The sequence below is a fragment of the Nocardia sp. AB354 genome (assembly GCF_049538315.1).
Lineage (GTDB): Bacteria > Actinomycetota > Actinomycetes > Mycobacteriales > Mycobacteriaceae > Nocardia > Nocardia nova.
In genome coordinates, this window is record NZ_JBMVFU010000036.1 from 28,636 (window position 1) to 46,261 (window position 17,626).

The following is a 17,626-nucleotide window of genomic DNA, read 5'->3' on the forward strand; positions in this document are numbered from 1 at the left end:
CCCACCCTCCGGTTCCGGATTTCGCCGCGACCGACCGATACACCAGGCACGATGTATGAAATATGGTGCTTCAGCCGCTCGGATCGTCGACCGCCACCGATGTCGTGGGCGGAAAAGGTGGTGTTCTCGTGCACACAGCCGTGCCGCAGGGTCAACTCAGTTCGTCTCGTGCCGAGATCGCCTTGTCCTGGACGCGATCGCGGATGAACGGCTTACGCGAGGATGTCGAACCCTGCCTCATGCCCGAGGAGGTCGACGCCGAGGGCGGTCTGGTGCGCGCGGCCGGCCGCGCTCTCCGGCAAGCGGCGGCCGAACTCGACGGCAGCCCCGTCGCCCTGGTACTCACCGACCATGCCGCGCATATCGTCGATTTCCAGTGCGCGGCCGGGACGATTCGTGGCGCACTGCGCGATCTGGGGATCGCGCGGGGAGTGTGTCTCGGTGAGGATGTCATCGGGACCAATGCGCTGGGTACGCCCGCGGAGATTCGTCAGGGAGTGCTCGTCCGTGGCCGAGAGCACTACGCGACGGCCTTCCGGGACTTCACCTGTTACGGCCATCCGATCTTTCATCCGGTGACCCGGAGATTGGAAGGAGTGCTCGCCATCGGCGGTCTCATCGGCGAGGACGATCGGCTGCCCGTCCCGCTGGCCCGGCGCATGGTCCGCGATATCGAAGATCGCCTGCAGGCCGGCTCGCCCCGTGCCCAGACCAGGCTGATGAGCGTATTCCAGGCTGCCGCCTCGCGGCGCGGCCGCTGTGTGGTCGTCATCGGTGAAGGCGTGGTGCTGGCCTCACCCGCCGCGCTCGACCTGCTCGAGGCCGCCGATCATGCGGTCATCCGCGCCTGCGCCGACGGGGCGCGCGCCGGGGGAGAGCGCAGTGTGTCGATCACGCTGGCATCGGGGCGCCCGGTTCGGCTGGTCTGCACACCGGTCGATCGCGCCGATGGTGTCCTCGTCGACATCGCGCCCGAGAAATCCACGGGGACAACATTTTCCGGTTGCGCACCCGATCAGCGGCAGTGGCCGCTGATCGTCGTCGGCGAAGCGGGAACCGGTCGCACGAGCGAGGCCCGGCGCGCGGCGGGGCCCCGATCGGTGACGTTCGACGCCACCGATGTCGTCCTGCGGGGCGACGCCGCGTGGGCCAACGACGTGCGGGCGGCGTTGAGCGGCGAGGGGCTGGCGGTGATCGTCGAGAACATCGACTTGCTGTCCGAGCAGATGACGGCGCTGCTCGCGCGTCTGGTCCGCGCGACACCGCGTCGAGTCGTGATGACGTCGACGCCTGGAGACCATCTCGACGGGGTCCGCGCGCCGCTGCTCTCGCTGTGCAACGACCGCGCGGATCTGGTCCCGCTGCGGCGTCGCCGCCATGAGATTCCGCAGTTGGCGCAGCGGATCATGGACGAGATGTCGGCTCCCGGGCGCATCAGGCTGACCGCCGAAACGGTGCGCGTGCTGGTGGCTCAGCCCTGGCGGGGCAATATCGCCGAGCTGCGGCGCGTCGTCGAAGCGGTGGCGGCCGTTCGCAGCGCCGGTGACGTGATTCCGTCGGACCTGCCGGTCTCCCATCGCGGTGGCCACCGTCTCGGCTCGCCGCTCCGGGAAGCCGAACGAGAGATCATCGTCGCCGCACTCGAGGCCGCGAACGGCAACAAACTGCAGGCGGCGCGCGCCCTCGGGGTCAGCAGGTCCACGCTCTACAACCGCATTCGCGCCCTGCGCATCGCCTGAACTCGCGACTGTCCGATTGTTGGACATTCATCCTCGCGCGTCCGCCCTACGGTCGAGACGTGGCCGAATGATCGGCATCACAGATCGGGCCGACGTGGTCGGCGTCGTGAGCTGGAAGGTGATGATGACTGCGACACTGAGCGAGCAAGCCGCCGTGGATCGGGACGGAGTTCCGCACTACCGCATGTTCATCGGTGGGGAGTGGGTGGAGTCCGCCGAGACGATCCCGGTGATCGATCCGGCGACCGAAGAGGTGGTGTGCACGGTCGCGCGGGCCGATACCTCGCACGTGGATGCGGCGGTGGCGGCGGCGAAGCGGACGCACGAGTCCGGGGTGTGGCGCAACACGCCGCCGAACGAACGGGCCGCCGTGATCGATCGGGTGGTGGCCGCCCTGGGGCCGCGCATGGAGGAACTGACCGTCCTCAGCAGCCGGGAAACCGGCATGCCCGTGCGGTTGGCGGGGGCGATCGGCGTGGGCTTCCCGCTGGTGCACCTCCAGCACTACGCGGAGTTGACCCGGACCTACGAATGGGAGCGGCCGGCGCCGGTCAACGGCCAGGTTCTGCATGCGGGGCTGCTGCGCAAAGAGCCGCTCGGGGTGTGCGCCGGAATAGTGCCGTGGAACTTTCCCGCAGTCATCGCGGTGTGGAAGTCCATTCCGGCCTTGGCCGCGGGCAACACGGTCGTGCTGAAGACCGATGAGAAGACCCCGATCTTCGCCCTGGAACTGGCCGGATTGCTGCGCGAGGCCGGATTGCCGGACGGCGCGTACAACGTGGTCGTCGGTGACGGGCCCACCGTGGGTGGACACCTCGTCGCGCACCCGGATGTGCGACTGGTGTCGTTCACCGGGTCGACCGCTACCGGCCGTCAGGTGATGGCGTCGGCGGCGGCCACGGTGAAGAGGGTCCTGCTGGAACTGGGCGGCAAGGGCCCGAACATCGTGCTCGACGACGCCGATCTGGACGCGGCCGTCGACGGCTCGATCTACGCGTTCTTGTTGCATGCCGGTCAGGCGTGTGAGTCGGGCACTCGGCTGCTGCTGCCGGCATCGCTGCACGATGAATTCGTCGCGCGATTGATCGCGCGGCTGCGGACGCTGAAGATCGGCAGCCCGCTGGATCCGGCCACCGATATCGGCGCCGTGATGAACAAGACCCAGCACGACCGGATTCTGGGTTACATCGAGAAGGGCAAGGCCGAGGGCGCCACCTTGGCCTACGGCGGTTCGGTGCCGGCCGGCCCCGGATTCGAGAAGGGTTTCTGGGTGGAGCCGACGGTCTTCACCGGAGTCTCCAACGACATGTGCATCGCCCGCGAGGAAATCTTCGGCCCGGTGCTGTCGGTGCTGAAATACGACTCGATCGAAGAAGCGATCAAGATCGCCAACGACACCGAATACGGACTGGCCGCCGCGGTGTGGAGCAGCGACAACCAACGCGCACTAGAGGTCGCTCAGCAGATCGAAGCGGGTTCGGTGTGGATCAACGACTACCACAACATCGACCACTTCCTGCCGTTCGGTGGCTACAAGCAGAGCGGAACCGGACGGGAACTCGGCCCGGACGCACTCGATGAATTCACCCAGGCCAAGTCGATCACCTTCGACCTGTCCGGTGACGTCAGCCGCCGCGCCTACGGCCTGGTCCTGGGCACACCACCCGCGGCGAAGTAACCGCGTCCCGCCGCGGCGCGGCCACGAATCGGCACAGAGAAGTCCACCACCCGGCACCCGAGATTCCGCATCCGATTCCCAGATCCACAGCTACCACGAAAGTGCCCGTCCCACATGGCATTCCATGCGGGGCGGGCAGGTGCGGCCCTGGTCCCCGCGAAATAGCACATGAGTACGTCGCCGGCGCAGTCGCAGCGGTTACCCATCTCGGTGACGATTATCCTGGGCGGAATCTCTCCCTGGCTACCGGCTGGCATCCCTGCGAAGCTGATCGGGCAGCGCCTGACCGCCCCCGGTCGGGTCAACTGCTGACATCGACGTCGAATCGCGACAGCAAGACGAGGGAGAGCAGCAGATGGAATCGGTGACATTCAAGAACAAGGATCTGGACGTGGCGGCGGACATCCGCTTCCCGGCCGATTTCGACAAGAGCAAGAAGTATCCCGCCATTATCTGTGGCCATCCGATCAGCAGCTGCAAGGAGCAGACCTCCGGCAGTATCTACGGCACGCGACTGGCCGAAATGGGTTATGTGACCTTGGCTTTCGACGCGACCTACCAGGGTGAGAGTGGCGGTGAGCCGCGTTATCTCGAAGATCCCGCGGCTCGCGTGGAAGATTTCCGCTGCGCGATCGATTACCTGGTGACTCTGGACTACATCGACGAGGACCGCATCGGTGTGCTGGGTATTTGCGGTGGCGGTGGATATGCCGCGAACGCGACGATGACCGACCACCGCGTCAAGGCCCTCGGTACCGTCGTTGCGGCCAACTACGGCCGGCTCATGCGCGAGGGCGATCTCACCGCCGGTGCGACCATCGGAACTCTGGAAGCCATCGGCAAACAGCGCACCGCCGAGGCGCGCGGTGCCGATCCGGCGATCACCACCTACATTCCGAACAGCGTCGAGGAGTTGGAGAAGTCCGGCAATACCGATATCGACATCGTCAACGCGGTCGAGTACTACCGCACCCCACGTGGCCAGGATCCCCACTCGCCCAATAAACTCCGCTTCTCCGGCTTGGAGGCGGCCTTCGGTTTCGACGCCTTCCACCTGGCCGAAGTCTTGCTGACTCAACCACTGCAGGTCATCATCGGCGACGTCCCGGGTGGATTCGGTTCCTACCGTGATGGTTTCGAACTGTTCGACCGGGCGCGCTCGGAAAAGAAGAGCCTTCTCGTCGTGAAGGGCGCCAGCCATTACGACCTGTACGACCAGAAGGAATACGTCGACCAGGCGTTGGAACGGTTGCAGGAGTTCTACGCGGAGAACCTGTAGTCGGGCGAACGGCCTCGGGACGACACCGAGCAACGCATGTCCCCAGGATCGGAACGAGAACTCTCCTGGTATTCCAGCGCCCCGATGCGAGCGCTGGAGTACCGGGCGATCAACTCTTGACGGGAGCCGGATTGAATCCGGTCAGCAGACCGTGACCGGCATCGACCGGAATCACGGCGCCGGTGACCACCGAAGCGAGGCCGGAATTGAGGTACAGAGCCGTGTCGGCGATGACCTGAGGATCGAGTGCCGCGGTCTTCCCGAGTGCGTTGAAGTGATAGGCGCCTTCGTCGAGATGGGCCCGGTTGCCACCGGGGCCACCGGCGAAGAGGTCGTAGGCCGATTGGTTGTCGATCATCGGCGTATCGATGACGCCGGGGCAGATGGCATTGCACCGAATGCCGTGCGGTGCCAGCTCGAGGGCGATGTTCTTCATCAGCCCGATCACCCCGTGCTTGGCGGCGACGTAGTGAGCGTAGTTCAGTCCCGGTTCGAGTCCGTTGGCCGAGGATATGATCACGATCGAACCGGTCCCGCGCTCGATCATGTGCGGTGTGACCGCTTTCGCCGATCGCCAGACCCCGCTGAGGTTCACGCCGATCATCTGTTCCCAGTCGTCGTCGGTGAGCTCCCAGAACGGCTTACGCGTCCAGATCCCGGCGTTCGCGATGAGGATGTCGATCTTGCCGAATGTGTTGACGCCCTGGGCAACCGCCCGGTCCAGCGCCGCCTGGTCTCGAACGTCGGCTTCGACGGTGAGGGCTCGACGGCCGCATTTCTCGACGAGTTCGGCTGTTTCGGCGAGTTCGTCGGCGGTGCCCATCGGGTAGGGCACGGTGGACAGCTGACCGGCGAGATCGACCGCGATCACGTCCGCGCCTTCGCGCGCACAGGTCACGGCGTGGGCGCGCCCTTGTCCTCGGGCCGCGCCGGTGACGAGCGCGACTTTGCCGTCGAGAAGTCCCATGGTGGATGTCCTTCGATGAGAAGAGAGTGGTGAGCGATCGAATTGCGGTGCGTGGCAGGCTAATTCCCGTGCAGAATCACGCCGCGGATGATCTTTCCGGCCTTCAGGTCGGCGTAACCCTGGTTGATCTGATCCAGCCGGTAGTGGCGGGTGGCCAATTCATCGAGCTTCAGATGCCCGCTGTCGTAGAGGCGCAGAAGTTTGATGATGTCGTGGTGCGGGTTGAGAGTTCCGAACATGGAGCCCTTGATCGTCTTCTCCCACTTGGTCATCACCGCGCCGGAGACGTGGACGGTGCGGTCTTCGGGAGCGCCGAGTCCGGTGATCACGACGGTCCCGCCCTTGCCGACGATGTCGAAGGCATCGCCGACAACCTTCTCGTCGACCACCCCGACGGTGACGAGTGCTTGGTCGGCGCCCTGTCCCCAGGTCAATTCGTGGACACGTGCCGCGGCCTCCTCGGCGCTCGCGAAAGCGTGTGTGGCACCGAGCTTCAGCGCGGTCTCGCGCTTGAATTCCACGGGGTCGACGGCGACCACGAACTTCGCTCCGGCGAAGGCGGCGCCCTGGATGGCGTTGATGCCGATCCCGCCGATTCCGTAGACGACGACCGTGTCGCCGACATGCACGGCGCCGGCCTCGGTCGCCGTGCCCCAGCCGGTCGGCACTCCGCAGCCCACCAGGACGGCGACCTCCAGCGGAATCCACGGATCGATCTTGATCATCGAGCGTTCCATGACCGTGGCCCGTTCGGAGAAGGTCCCCAGCATGCAGAGGCTGCCGTAGTCACGGCCCTGCGCGTCGTGATAGCGGAAGCGGCCGTCGGGGAAGGTGCCGTTCATCGTGTCCGCGGCCATATCGCACAGGCTCGACCGGCCTGTCGCACAATAGCGGCAGGCGCCGCAGGTCGGTACGAAGCTGCCGACGACGTGGTCGCCCGGCTGTAGTCGGGTCACGCCCGGTCCGACGGATTCGACGATGCCCGCCCCTTCGTGACCGAGGACGATCGGGGTACGACCGCCGAGCACGCCGTCGATGAAGTGGTAGTCGGAATGGCAGAGGCCCGAGGCGACGAACTTGACGTGAACCTCGCCGAAACCGGGTTCGTCGACCTCCAATTCGCGCAACTCGAGTTCGGTGCTGCCCTCGTCGATGACGGCTGCCAGTGTTTTCACGCCGGCACCGTCTCGGTAGTGCCGCGAAGCGTTGCGGCGCTGGTGATTTCCGAGCCCGCGGCACGCAGTTCGGACCAATCCGAAGGATCGTGGCTGATCCAGACCGTGGTTCCGGGTTGCGTGGCAAGCAGTTTGATTTTCTGCAGCGAATTGTTCTTGTTCGGCCGGTCCACGTCGAACGGCATGCCGATGATCAGGTCGACGCTGTCGCGTTTGTGTGCCGCGTCGCTGGTGAGCACGAGTGTGCTCTCGTCGGGCATGCGCAATTTCAAGCCCAGCGTGCCGGGCGTATGCCCGTGCAGCGACAGCAGAGTGACGCTACCGTCGCCGAAGAGGTCGTGGTCGTATCCTGCCGGCACCTCGTTCCACGCGATCTTCTGCGCCGCCGCGATGTCCTCCTCCCGGAAGAAGGCCGCATCGAGGTTCGACGGCGTCTTCGCGTAGCGCAGCTCACCCGCGCCGATGAAACCCTGCGCGTGCGGGAAGAGATCCAGTCCTCCGGTGTGGTCGAAGTGCATGTGCGACAGCACAACCCGACGAACATCGCGGGTCGTGTAGCCGATGGCTTCGATCTGCCGATCGAGCCGATACTGCTCGGGGAAATCGATCCGGAACGCCGAGGCCATCTCGCCGTACGCGGCGGCGGGGTCTCCGGCGCCGGCAGTGGCCAGGCCGGAGTCGAAGATCATCAATCCCTCGTCGTGTTCGATGAGGAATGTCGGCGACGGGATGGTCTCCTGCACGCCGCCCGTGCCGAGCAGCAAGATGCCGCAGTCCACGGTGAGTTCCGGTGCGTCCAGCGCCCACACCCGGCGGACGGTTTTTGTTGCTGCCATGGAGACTCCAATGTCGTGCCTGGTCGAGATGCCGATGTGCTGCGGCTGAGCAGATTCAGCATTAAATATGATTTGTAAGCATGAGTCGCGTGGGTCGGGTCGATGAGGTTGTGGTCGTGCCCTGGCGATCCCATCGATCGGGAGGTCGGATCACCCGAGCGAGCCAGGCCGCGAGAGTCGCGGGCTTCTGTCGTTGTGAACGCCTGGGCGAGTTGTGCCGCGGATCACATGCTGCGCGAAATATTATCGTCTGTCGAATTGAGATTCAAGAGATGAGTAGATATTGGCCTTCACCTGCGCTGATGCCGCCTCTGCGGCGCTGGTCGTACGATCCTGGGCGCTGCCGCAGTCCTGCATGGAGGAGTGGTACATCGCTGAGAGCGAGCCGGAGTAGGAATCGCCGCGATGTACCACCCGTCGCGCTGACCGCCGGATCAGACCATCGCGGAGACGCGGTCCGCGTCGGTGATCGCTACCGTACGAGAATCGGGGCGAGCGGCCGGCCGGACCGGCAGGCTGGTCAAGCCGTGAATCAGCAGGCTCTTTCGCCAGGACAGGTCACTGAATTTCCCGTCGAGCGACATATCCGGGAACGTGGCCAGCAGCCTCGAGATCGCGGTCGTGGCCTCCATGCGGGCCAGGGCGGCACCGAGACAGTGATGGATGCCGTGTCCGAAGGCGATGTGCCGGTTCCCGGGTCGTTCGAGGTCGATGCGGTCCGGCTCGGCGAACCGGGCGGGGTCGCGGTTGGCGGCGGCGAGCGAGATGAGGATGAATTCGTCCGCGTCGATGTGCTGATCGCCCAACGTGATCGGGGTGGTGGTGTAGCGGGCCGTGGCCAAGTGCAGCGACCCCTGGCAGCGCAGGATCTCCTCGACGTAGGCGGGTATCGCCTCGGGGTTCGCGCGCAACCGCTCGGCGATCGCGGGCTCGCGCAGTAGCTCGAGTACCGAGTTGCCGATCAGATTGACCGTGGTCTCGTGCCCAGCTATCAGCAGCAGGAGCAGCATGGCGATGAGTTCGTGCTGGTCCAGCCGGTCCTCGTGGTCTTTCGCGATGATCAGTTGGGAGAGCAGGTCGTCACGGGGGTCGTCGGTGCGTTCGGCGATCAACTTCGTCAGGTAGGTGAAGTATGTGACCCCGGCGGCGGCGCGTTCCTCGTTCGTGGCCGTGTCGCTGACGACCACGGCGGTCCACGAGCGGAAGTCTGCCTTGTCGTCGTCGGGCACCCCGAGCAGCTCGCAGATTACCGCGATCGGCAGCCGGAACGCGTAGCTGTCGATGAGGTCGACAGTCGTTCGCGCGCTGATGTCGTCGAGCAGGGTGTCGGCGATCGAGGTGATTCTCGGTTGCAGATCGCGGATGGCGGGACCCGCGAACGCCTTCGCCACGAGGCGGCGCAAACGCGTGTGCTGTGGTGGATCGGCGAACAACATGTTGTCGCTGATGGCGGTGTTGAACATCTCGGCCGCACCGTTTTTGGCCAGCACGGCCTGCCCTTCGGGCGACCCGATGCGCTTGCTGATGGTCGGCTCCGCCAAGGCTTGCTTGGCCACGTCGTGATCGACGATCAACCAGCCGACCACACCGTCCAATCGAATGCGATGGAGGGGACCGCGCTCGCGCAGCGCCCGATAGGTCGCATGCGGATCCTGATAGAACTCGTCTGTCAGTTCGAGGATTTCCATCTCGGTTGTCACCGGCCACCGCCGACCGACGAATCGATAGCCGAGCTCGAACATAGGTAATGCACTGTCTCTCAGTCCTTTCGGCGAACGTTCCAACTTGCGCCCGATGCGGTCCGGAACGAGTAAGTCGGCCAGGCTTGCATCGGTGAGAGGTCGAGCAGTGTCGATCGGGTGAAACAGGGATTGGTGAAACAGGGAGACCCCACGGCAGATTAGCCATGGCTACCATCCAGTAAACCCATGCGTGCCGAGTGGCTGTGTGTGAATGTCGCACGGGCGCTGGGAATTATCGGCGAACGCTTCCTTGCCGCAAGCTTCGATGAACGCGATGTCGCGCTTTCGTCACAACCGGAGCGGCCCGAAGACCGGCCCAGCGAGTCGCGCTAGTCGGGATCGGCGACGAACATCCTGATCAGAGTCCGGGACACCTGATCTGCGAACTCGTCGACACCGAGATCGCTGCCGGGATCGAACCATTCGTCGATGAGGGCCAGGCCGCCCAGTGCCAGATTCAACGTGACGTGCAAACGATCGGCAGGAATGGCCTGCGGGGCGGTGACGAGTTCGTCGACCACCCCCCGGAAGATCGCTGTCTGCTCGCGCCGCAGCTCGTCGCGCCGCTGCTCGAGTGCCTCGATCGGCAGTTGGACCTTGAGAAACAGGGGAATGAACTCAGGGTATTCGCGAAGAGTGATCACGGCCTCCTCGCGGAACATCAGGCGCAGCCGATGCAACGGTGTCCCCTCGGACTCGGCGAGGACGCGCAATCGGGGAAACACCTCGGCGGCCGCGTGCTCCATGCAACGCAGGAAGAGCTCTTCCTTCGAGGCGAAGTAGTAGTAGAGGCTGGAGCCGCGCATATCGAGTTCGGCGCCGATGGCTTCGAAATTGGTGGCCTCGTAGCCGAATTCGGCGAACAGGCGTGCCGCGGTGTGTTCGATCAGCCGGACGCGACCGGCGCGTTTGCGCATGGCGCGGGTCTCGGGCCGACCGTTGCCCCCAGCGCCGGCGTGGGGCGAATCGGTCCCGGCGTGCGGCGCGCTCATCATCAACCTCCCTGCCGACAGTGCTGCGGAGCTCGAGGAAGTCCCGACACGTCGGTGATTCTAACGAACCGCCGCGTCCGCTCTCCGTGACCGGTTCGCGGGCCGAAGGGCGATCGCCGCTCGATGGTCCCCGGTGGCGCGATCCGCAATCACCTCTTGTCCATGATTTGATACTATATATAATCTAGTCATCTGTAGAAGTTCTGGGCATGGAGAGATTTCGTAGCCCGGGTTCGGATCGCCGGCCATCGCCGTCGGCAGAAGGTGGATCAGTGGACATCTCCGGAGTGGACATCCCGCATGCCGACCAGGTGCTGATAGGTGGCGCGTTGCGACCGGCCACGGGTGACAGCCACACCGTGGTCGCCCCGGCGACGGCCGAGCCGGTCGCGGAGGTCCGCCACTCGTCGATGGCGGACGCGATCGCGGCGGTCGATGCCGCGGACTCCGCGCGCGAGGTATGGGGGCGTACTCCGCTCGCCGAACGGATCGCGACGACGGCGCGCTGGTTCGAACTCGTGGACGCACGTGCCGCCGAACTGGACGTGGTATGGGCGGTCGAGGCGGGGATGCCGCTACGACACGGCCGGGCGCTGCACCGTTTCGGCACCACCGCGGCATGGCGTTCGGCGCTCGACGGCGCGGAAGCCGTGTTGCGCGAACGACGCGCCCGGTCCGACCTCGGCGAGGTGCTGCTGTGCCGCGAACCCGTCGGCGTGGTGGTGGCGATCCTGCCCTATAACGGGCCGCTCGTCACGATCGCCTCCAAAGTCGTTCCCGCCCTGCTCGCGGGGTGTCCCGTGGTCATCAAGGCCGCGCCCGAGTCGCAACTGACCATGGCGCTGGTCGCCGATTGCGCACTGCGTGCCGGATTTCCGGCTGGCGTGGTCGATATCGTCTGCGGCACAGCCGAAGTCGGCAAGGCACTGACCCGCGACCCGCGGGTGGATCTGGTGTCACTCACCGGCGGGCACACCGCCGCCCAGGACGTGCTGGCCGCGACTCACGGCCGCTACGCCAGAACTCAGCTCGAACTCGGTGGCAAATCACCCGCGGTGATCCTCGACGATGCGCCGTTGGACCGGGCCTTGCGTGCCCTTATCCCCGGCGCCACGAACGGCGCGGGCCAGGTCTGCGCGCTGCTGTCGCGAATACTCGTCTCCGAACGCAGGCACGACGAAGTGGTCGAACGGCTCCGAGCCGGATGGGACCGGCTGGCCATCGGTGATCCGCTCGACCCGAAGACCCACATCGGCCCGCTGATCAACGAAGCCGCGCTGCGCCGCACCGAGGACTTCGTCGCCAAGGCCGCGGCCGAGGGCGCACAGCTGGTGACCGGCGGCACGCGGCCCGCGCACCTGGACGCCGGATGGTTCCACGAGCCGACCCTGTTCACCGGTGTGGCAGAGGACTCCGACCTGGTTCAGCGCGAAGTCTTCGGACCGGTCACCGCGGTGCAGGTCTATCGCGACCTCGACGACGCCGTACGCCTGGCCAATGCCACCGCATTCGGTCTGTCCGGCGCGGTATTCACCGCCGACACCGCGCTCGGAATCGAGGTGGCGCACCGGATCCGCTCGGGTGCAGTGGCGGTCAACTCCTTCGGTCCCGCCATGAACGCACCGTTCGGAGGTGTCGGGGCCTCGGGCTGGGGCCGCGAATCGGGGCCGGAGGGGATTCTCGGGTTCACCGAACTCAAGCAGATTCTCGTCGGGGCGTGACCCCTTGGACGGAAACAACAGTGCCGCCACCGCAAGCCCCGCGAAAGGACCGTTGACCGGTCTCAAGATCATCGAACTCGCCGGGCTCGGACCGGGGCCCTGGTGCGCAATGCTGCTCAGCGACCTCGGCGCCGAGGTCCTGCGCATCGACCGGCCCAGCGCCGTGGGCTCGCTGCGCACCGATCTGGGTGCGCGCAACGGCCGTCAGCCCGCATTCGTCAACGACCGCGGGCGACGCTCGATCGCCATCGATCTGAAACACCCCGACGGCGTGGAAACCGTTCTGCGGCTGGTCGAACAGGCCGACGCACTCCTGGAAGGACACCGCCCCGGCGTCATGGAACGCCTCGGCGTGGGGCCCGACGCGTGCTTCGCTCGCAACCCGCGGCTGGTTTACGGCCGGGCGACCGGGTGGGGGCAGGACGGACCACTCAGCCAGACCGCCGGGCACGACCTGAACTACTTGTCGCTGTCCGGGTTGCTCGCCGCGATGGGACCGGCCTCCGGCGCCCCCGCGATCCCGTTGAATCTGCTCGGCGACTACGCCGGCGGCGGACTGATGCTCGCGATGGGCATGCTCTCCGCACTGTGGGAAGCGCGCGGCAGTGGCCGCGGCCAAGTGGTCGACGCTGCGATGGTCGACGGTATCGCGCTGCTCGGCGGCGTGTTCTACGGCCAGCGCCAGGCGGGCATGCACAGTCTCGAACGCGGGACGAACATGCTCGACGGCGGCGCACCGTTCTACAGCGTGTACGAAACCGCCGACGGTGGCTGGATGGCGGTGGGCGCGATCGAGCCCGCCTTCTTCACCGAGCTGCTCGACGTCCTCGGGCTGGAACCGGAACTCGTCGACGCCCAATGGGATCGCGCGCGGTGGCCGCGGTTGCGTGCCCGGCTCGCCGCGGTGTTCCGGACCCGGTCCCGTGCGGAGTGGGAAGCATCCTTCGCCGGGCGAGACGCCTGCACGACACCGGTTCTCGACCTGGACGAGGCCCTGAAGCACGACCACGCGCTGGCACGGCACAGTTTCATCCCGGTCGACGGTGTCCTGCAGCCGGCCCCCGCGCCTCGTTTCAGCCGCACACCCGGTGCCGTGCAGGGGCCTGCGGTGCCCGCGGGAACGAACACCACGCGCGCACTGATCGATTGGGGGTTCGACCCGCGTGAGGTCGATGCCCTGCGAGCCGCCGGAGCGGTCGTCTAGCAGACAAGGAATACCACGAATGAGTCACTGCCGCCTCACTCACCGGAGCATCTCATGGGTTTGAGCCTGAACTACATCACCGATGCGATCGCCTCGCAGATGCCGGCCGTTGATCCGAGCCGGCCCGCTGTCGCGCTCGGCGGCGAGCCCGCCCTGAGCTGGCTCGAGCTCCGCGCCGCCGAACTGCGCTACGCACGGGCACTGCAACGGGCCGGAGTGCGCAAAGGAGACCGCGTCGGCCTGCTCCTGCGCAACTGCACCGACTATGTCGCGCTGTATTTGGCCATCGGACGGGTCGGCGCCATCGCGGTGCGCCTCAATTGGCGGCTCACCGCACCGGAATTGCAGTTCGCGCTCAACGATTCCGACCCGGGCGTCCTCGTGCTCGATGCCGAATTCTCACCCGTGGTGGCCGCGATCCGCGACGCCATCGCGGTGGGTACGTATGTCGTGCGCGGCGATGCCGGCGCGATGGACGGCGCCACTGCGCTGTCCGTGTTCGCCGCCGAGGAGTCGGATGGGACGGGTTTTCCGGTGGTTCATGCCGAAGATCCTGTGTCACTTATGTATTCGTCGGGAACCACCGGCCGGCCCAAAGGCGCGTTGTTCTCGCACGGCAATGCCCTGTGGATCGGATCGATCCAGGCGCAACGCTGGCGGATCGACAGCAGTTCCGTGTGCCAGACCAGCGGCCCGCTGTTTCATGCGGGCGGTTTCGAGGTCCTGCTGCTGCCGGCCCTCACCTCCCACGGCACCGCGATCACCTTCCCCTCGGGTAACTTCGCCCTGGAGAATTTCCTCGATGTCGCGGCCCGGCACGGCACCACCGACGCACTGCTCTATCCGTTCATGTTGTTCGACCTGCTGCGCAGCGACGACGACATCATCGACCGGGTGCCGAAGACGTTACGGCGCATCGTCACCGGCGGCGACATCGTGATGCCGTGGGTCTACGACGAGCTTGACAACCGTCTGCCCGGCGTCGAGCTGGTGCAGTCCTACAGCCTCACCGAAGGCGGCGCGGTCAGCACCAGCCTGGAATTCGACCGGGCCCGCGGCCACGAGAGCAGCATCGGCACCCCTCAGGCCATGACCGAGATCAAGGTGATCCGCCCGGACGGCTCCTACACCGACGTCGATGAGGTCGGCGAGATCTGTGTGCGCAGCGGCGGGGTGAGCGTCGGCTACTGGAACCGTCCCGACGCCGACCGCATCACCTTCGTCGATGGTTGGTGCCACTCCGGTGATCTCGGGAGCGTCGACGCCGAAGGGTTTCTCACCATCGCCGGGCGCGCCAAGGACATGTACCGCAGTGGCGGCGAGAACGTCTATCCAGCCGAGGTCGAGATGGTGCTGACCGGACACGACGATGTCGCCGACGCCGCCGTCATCGGTGTGCCGGACGAGCGATATGTGGAGGTCGGCGCCGCGTTGATCGTGGCTACCGAAGGCCGCACGGTCGACATCGAGGCGCTACGGGTCTGGCTGTGCGAACGGCTCGCCAAATACAAAGTGCCCAAACACTTTCACCTCGTCTGCGAACTGCCTCGCAACGCCAACGGCAAGGTCCTCAAGAACGTTCTGCGCGCCGAGTACGAGCAGATCACGACAACAACGGAGACGAAGATATGACACGAGCAGCCCTGTTCGAACAGCCCGGCGCGCCCCTGCGGCTCGCCGAGATCGACATCGCGCCACCGGGGCCGGGGGAAGTCGTCGTCGATGTCAAGGCGACCGGCGTCTGCCATTCCGACGTCGGTGTCTTCTCCGGAAAACTGCCCGCCCCACTGCCTTTGGTTCTGGGTCACGAGGGTGCCGGTGTCGTCACCGAACTCGGGCAGGGCGTCGACGATCTCGCGGTCGGTGACCACGTGGTGCTGTCCTGGCTGGCCAGCTGCGGCACCTGCTACTACTGCCAACGGGCCGAACAGCACCTGTGCGGACGCCCGCGCACCATGCTCGGTGCCCACACCCTGCCCGACGGCAGCACCCGGATGAGCCTGGACGGCGCACCGGTGCGGCAGTTCTGCGGGCTCGGAACGTTCTCGCAGCGCACGGTCGTACCCGCGGGAGCAGCGATCCGGATCCCCGACCAGGTGCCGATCTCCTCGGCCGCTCTGCTCGGGTGCGGCGTGCTCACCGGATTCGGCGCGGCGGTCGCGACCGGCGGGGTCCGGGTCGGTGACGCGGTCGCCGTGATCGGTTGCGGCGGAGTGGGTCTCAACGCTGTGCAGGGCGCGCGGATCGCCGGCGCCACCACCATCATCGCCATCGATCTGCACGCCGACCGACTCACACTGGCCACCGAGCTCGGTGCGACACATACCTTGACGGCGGGCCCCGACGTCGTCAAGAAGGTACAGCAGCTCACCGGCCGACGCGGCGCCGATGTCGTCATCGAGGTGGCCGGTCGGCAGGAGACCGTCAACCAGGCCGTCGCGATGGCCCGGCGCGGTGGCACCGCGGTCCTCGTCGGTGCGGGGCCGGGCGTCGGCGTGGACGAGGTCTTCAACAACGTCGTCATGTCAGGCAAGACCGTCAAGGGCTGCCTGTACGGCTCGGCGTACGTCAAGCGCGATATTCCGCAATTGGTCGAGCTCTACCAGCGCGGCGCGCTGCTGCTCGACCAATTGGTCACCGAGACTTTCGATTTCGGTGATATCGGCAAGGCCGTTGACTATTGTGCGGGCGAGAACGGCGCTCGGGCGGTGGTCATCTCCTGAATCGATGGGGTCGAGGCTTCGACGCGCGAAGCCTCGACGCCGCTTTTCACCGATCCAGATAGGTGATGACCGACTTCGTTTCGAGGTACTCCTCGACCGCGTCCGGCCCGTTCTCCCGGCCCCAGCCCGACTGCTTGAATCCGCCGACCGGCATCTGCACACCGCCCGCGCGGTGCACATTGACCCCGATGCGGCCGGCGCGCAGTCTGCGGGCGATTCGATGTGCATGGGCGACGTCGCGGGTCCAGACGCTGCCGGCAAGGCCGTATTCGGTGTCGTTGGCGGCGGCGACGGCCTCATCGGGATCTGTGAACGGCATGGCGCCGATGACGGGTCCGAAGATCTCCTCGCGGACCATTGTCATCTGCGGGGTGACGTCGGCGACGACCGTCGGCTCGAAGTAGAATCCCTTGTTGCCCAATCGTTTACCGCCGCTGACGACCCGTGCGCCTTCGGAGATCCCGCTGTCGACATAGCCGGTGACCCGTTCGAGCTGGCGCCGGGAGATGAGCGGTCCGAGGTCGGCGTCGGGATCGGTGCCGTACCCGATCTTCAGCGCTCGCCCGGCCTCCGCGACACCCTGTACGACATCCTCGTACACAGCCTCGTGCACGAACAGCCGGGTACCGGAACTGCAGATCTGCCCGGAATTCCAGAACACGCCCAGCGCGATCCCCTGAACGGCCGTGTCCAAGTCGGCATCCGGGAGCACGATCACCGGGGACTTACCCCCCAGTTCGAGTGAGACCTTCTTGAGGTTGCCGATCGAGGCTTGAACGATTTTGTGTCCCACCAGCGTCGAACCGGTGAAACTGATCTTGTCGACCAGCGGGTGCTCGGCCAGCGCCGCTCCTGCCTCGCCGAAGCCGGTCACGATGTTGACCACGCCGTCGGGCACACCGGCCTCGAGTAGAATGCGCCCGAGCGCCAGTGCGGTCAGCGGCGCCAGCTCCGACGGTTTGAGCACACACGTACATCCGGCCGCGAGCGCGGGCGCGATCTTCATCGCCGTCGCGATCAATGGCCCGTTCCATGGGACGATCATGCCGACGACGCCGATGGGCTCCTTGTACGTCGACCCCTGGAAACGGCGATCGGCGGGACCGATATCGACTGTGCGGCCGTGGATCTTGTCCGCCCAGCCCGCCTGGTACCGGAACTGCGCGATGGCCTCGATGACCATCAGCCGGGCCTGCGTCACCGGCAGCCCGACATCCAGGCTCTCCAACCGCGCCAGCTCGTCGATCCGCGCCTCCATCAGCTCGGCCACCCGCCACAACACGATTCCGCGCTGCGTGGACGACAGTCTCAGCCAGCGGTCGGTGTCGAAGGCGTGGCGCGCCGCGCGGACCGCCGAGTCCACATCGGCAGCGCCTGCCTCGGCCACCTTAGTGATGATCTCTTCCGTACCCGGATCGACCACGTCGAACGTCCTGCCCGATGCCGCGGGCACCCACGCGCCGTCGATCAGCAGCTCTCCCCGCCTGCTCGCTGTGCTGAGCGCGACCGCCGTCGCCTCCGCCGTCGTGGTGGTCATAGAACAACTCCAACTTCGATTGTGATGGCGGCA

The 17,626-nt window shown here is 66.2% G+C and carries 13 protein-coding genes; 7 read left to right on the plus strand and 6 right to left on the minus strand.

All coding sequences use genetic code 11. From position 1 onward, the window contains the following. Positions 1-128: 128 nt before the first annotated feature. From ACPCUW_RS32945 to ACPCUW_RS32955, 3 genes are all read left to right on the plus strand, one after another. Complete coding sequence (locus ACPCUW_RS32945; protein WP_423429204.1) at positions 129-1,739, plus strand: sigma-54-dependent Fis family transcriptional regulator; 1,611 nt, start codon at positions 129-131, stop codon at positions 1,737-1,739. A gap of 124 nt (positions 1,740-1,863) precedes the next feature. After that, on the plus strand, positions 1,864-3,417 hold the full coding sequence (locus ACPCUW_RS32950) for an aldehyde dehydrogenase family protein (protein ID WP_423429243.1): 1,554 nt from the start codon (positions 1,864-1,866) through the stop codon (positions 3,415-3,417). 355 nt (positions 3,418-3,772) lie between these two features. Further along, positions 3,773-4,696 carry an alpha/beta hydrolase gene (locus ACPCUW_RS32955; RefSeq protein WP_195050177.1) on the plus strand — a complete coding sequence of 308 codons (924 nt, stop codon included), beginning with the start codon at positions 3,773-3,775 and terminating at the stop codon, positions 4,694-4,696. 109 nt (positions 4,697-4,805) lie between these two features. Here the strand turns inward: ACPCUW_RS32955 and ACPCUW_RS32960 are convergent, their stop codons facing one another. The 5 genes from ACPCUW_RS32960 to ACPCUW_RS32980 all read right to left on the minus strand — a co-directional run bounded on the left by ACPCUW_RS32960 (position 4,806) and on the right by ACPCUW_RS32980 (position 10,408). Further along, positions 4,806-5,663 carry a mycofactocin-coupled SDR family oxidoreductase gene (locus tag ACPCUW_RS32960; protein ID WP_195050178.1) on the minus strand — a complete coding sequence of 286 codons (858 nt, stop codon included), beginning with the start codon at positions 5,661-5,663 and terminating at the stop codon, positions 4,806-4,808. Positions 5,664-5,722: 59 nt separating this feature from the next. Continuing rightward, positions 5,723-6,838: an NDMA-dependent alcohol dehydrogenase gene (locus tag ACPCUW_RS32965; RefSeq protein WP_387251661.1), complete on the minus strand. Its 1,116-nt coding sequence runs from the start codon at positions 6,836-6,838 to the stop codon at positions 5,723-5,725. Continuing rightward, positions 6,835-7,674, minus strand: a complete 840-nt coding sequence (locus tag ACPCUW_RS32970) for an N-acyl homoserine lactonase family protein (RefSeq protein WP_423429207.1) — start codon at positions 7,672-7,674, stop codon at positions 6,835-6,837. Before ACPCUW_RS32970 ends, ACPCUW_RS32965 begins: the two co-directional genes overlap by 4 nt. Positions 7,675-8,108: 434 nt before the next feature. Next, positions 8,109-9,374, minus strand: a complete 1,266-nt coding sequence (locus tag ACPCUW_RS32975; RefSeq protein ID WP_423429209.1) for a cytochrome P450 family protein — start codon at positions 9,372-9,374, stop codon at positions 8,109-8,111. A gap of 371 nt (positions 9,375-9,745) precedes the next feature. Beyond that, positions 9,746-10,408, minus strand: coding sequence for a TetR/AcrR family transcriptional regulator (locus ACPCUW_RS32980; protein WP_195050181.1), 663 nt, complete (start codon positions 10,406-10,408; stop codon positions 9,746-9,748). A 272-nt stretch (positions 10,409-10,680) separates the two neighbouring features. Here ACPCUW_RS32980 and ACPCUW_RS32985 point away from each other — a divergent pair, with 272 nt between their 5' ends. The 4 genes from ACPCUW_RS32985 to ACPCUW_RS33000 are packed head-to-tail and all read left to right on the plus strand — an operon-like array spanning position 10,681 to position 16,056. Next, positions 10,681-12,129, plus strand: coding sequence for an aldehyde dehydrogenase family protein (locus tag ACPCUW_RS32985; protein WP_423429210.1), 1,449 nt, complete (start codon positions 10,681-10,683; stop codon positions 12,127-12,129). Between the two features lie 52 nt (positions 12,130-12,181). Then, positions 12,182-13,333: a CaiB/BaiF CoA transferase family protein gene (locus ACPCUW_RS32990; protein ID WP_228831397.1), complete on the plus strand. Its 1,152-nt coding sequence runs from the start codon at positions 12,182-12,184 to the stop codon at positions 13,331-13,333. A gap of 54 nt (positions 13,334-13,387) precedes the next feature. After that, a complete protein-coding gene (locus ACPCUW_RS32995; protein ID WP_423429211.1) occupies positions 13,388-14,965 on the plus strand; it encodes a class I adenylate-forming enzyme family protein in 1,578 nt (525 codons plus the stop codon). Next, entirely contained in the window at positions 14,962-16,056 is a 1,095-nt protein-coding gene (locus ACPCUW_RS33000) for a Zn-dependent alcohol dehydrogenase (RefSeq protein WP_423429212.1), read from the plus strand. Before ACPCUW_RS32995 ends, ACPCUW_RS33000 begins: the two co-directional genes overlap by 4 nt. A 46-nt stretch (positions 16,057-16,102) precedes the next feature. On the opposite strand, the gene ACPCUW_RS33005 is transcribed toward ACPCUW_RS33000, so the two are convergent. Next, a complete protein-coding gene (locus tag ACPCUW_RS33005) occupies positions 16,103-17,593 on the minus strand; it encodes an aldehyde dehydrogenase family protein (protein ID WP_423429214.1) in 1,491 nt (496 codons plus the stop codon). Positions 17,594-17,626: the final 33 nt, after the last annotated feature.

What these genes read in the sequence shown, in the direction of transcription:
- ACPCUW_RS32950 (WP_423429243.1), top strand. Translation starts at nt 1,864, where the DNA reads ATGACTGCGACACTGAGCGAGCAAGCCGCCGTGGATCGGGACGGAGTT.
- ACPCUW_RS32955 (WP_195050177.1), top strand. Translation starts at nt 3,773, where the DNA reads ATGGAATCGGTGACATTCAAGAACAAGGATCTGGACGTGGCGGCGGAC.
- ACPCUW_RS32960 (WP_195050178.1), bottom strand. Translation starts at nt 5,663, where the DNA reads ATGGGACTTCTCGACGGCAAAGTCGCGCTCGTCACCGGCGCGGCCCGA.
- ACPCUW_RS32970 (WP_423429207.1), bottom strand. Translation starts at nt 7,674, where the DNA reads ATGGCAGCAACAAAAACCGTCCGCCGGGTGTGGGCGCTGGACGCACCG.
- ACPCUW_RS32980 (WP_195050181.1), bottom strand. Translation starts at nt 10,408, where the DNA reads ATGAGCGCGCCGCACGCCGGGACCGATTCGCCCCACGCCGGCGCTGGG.
- ACPCUW_RS32995 (WP_423429211.1), top strand. Translation starts at nt 13,388, where the DNA reads ATGGGTTTGAGCCTGAACTACATCACCGATGCGATCGCCTCGCAGATG.
- ACPCUW_RS33000 (WP_423429212.1), top strand. Translation starts at nt 14,962, where the DNA reads ATGACACGAGCAGCCCTGTTCGAACAGCCCGGCGCGCCCCTGCGGCTC.
- ACPCUW_RS33005 (WP_423429214.1), bottom strand. Translation starts at nt 17,593, where the DNA reads ATGACCACCACGACGGCGGAGGCGACGGCGGTCGCGCTCAGCACAGCG.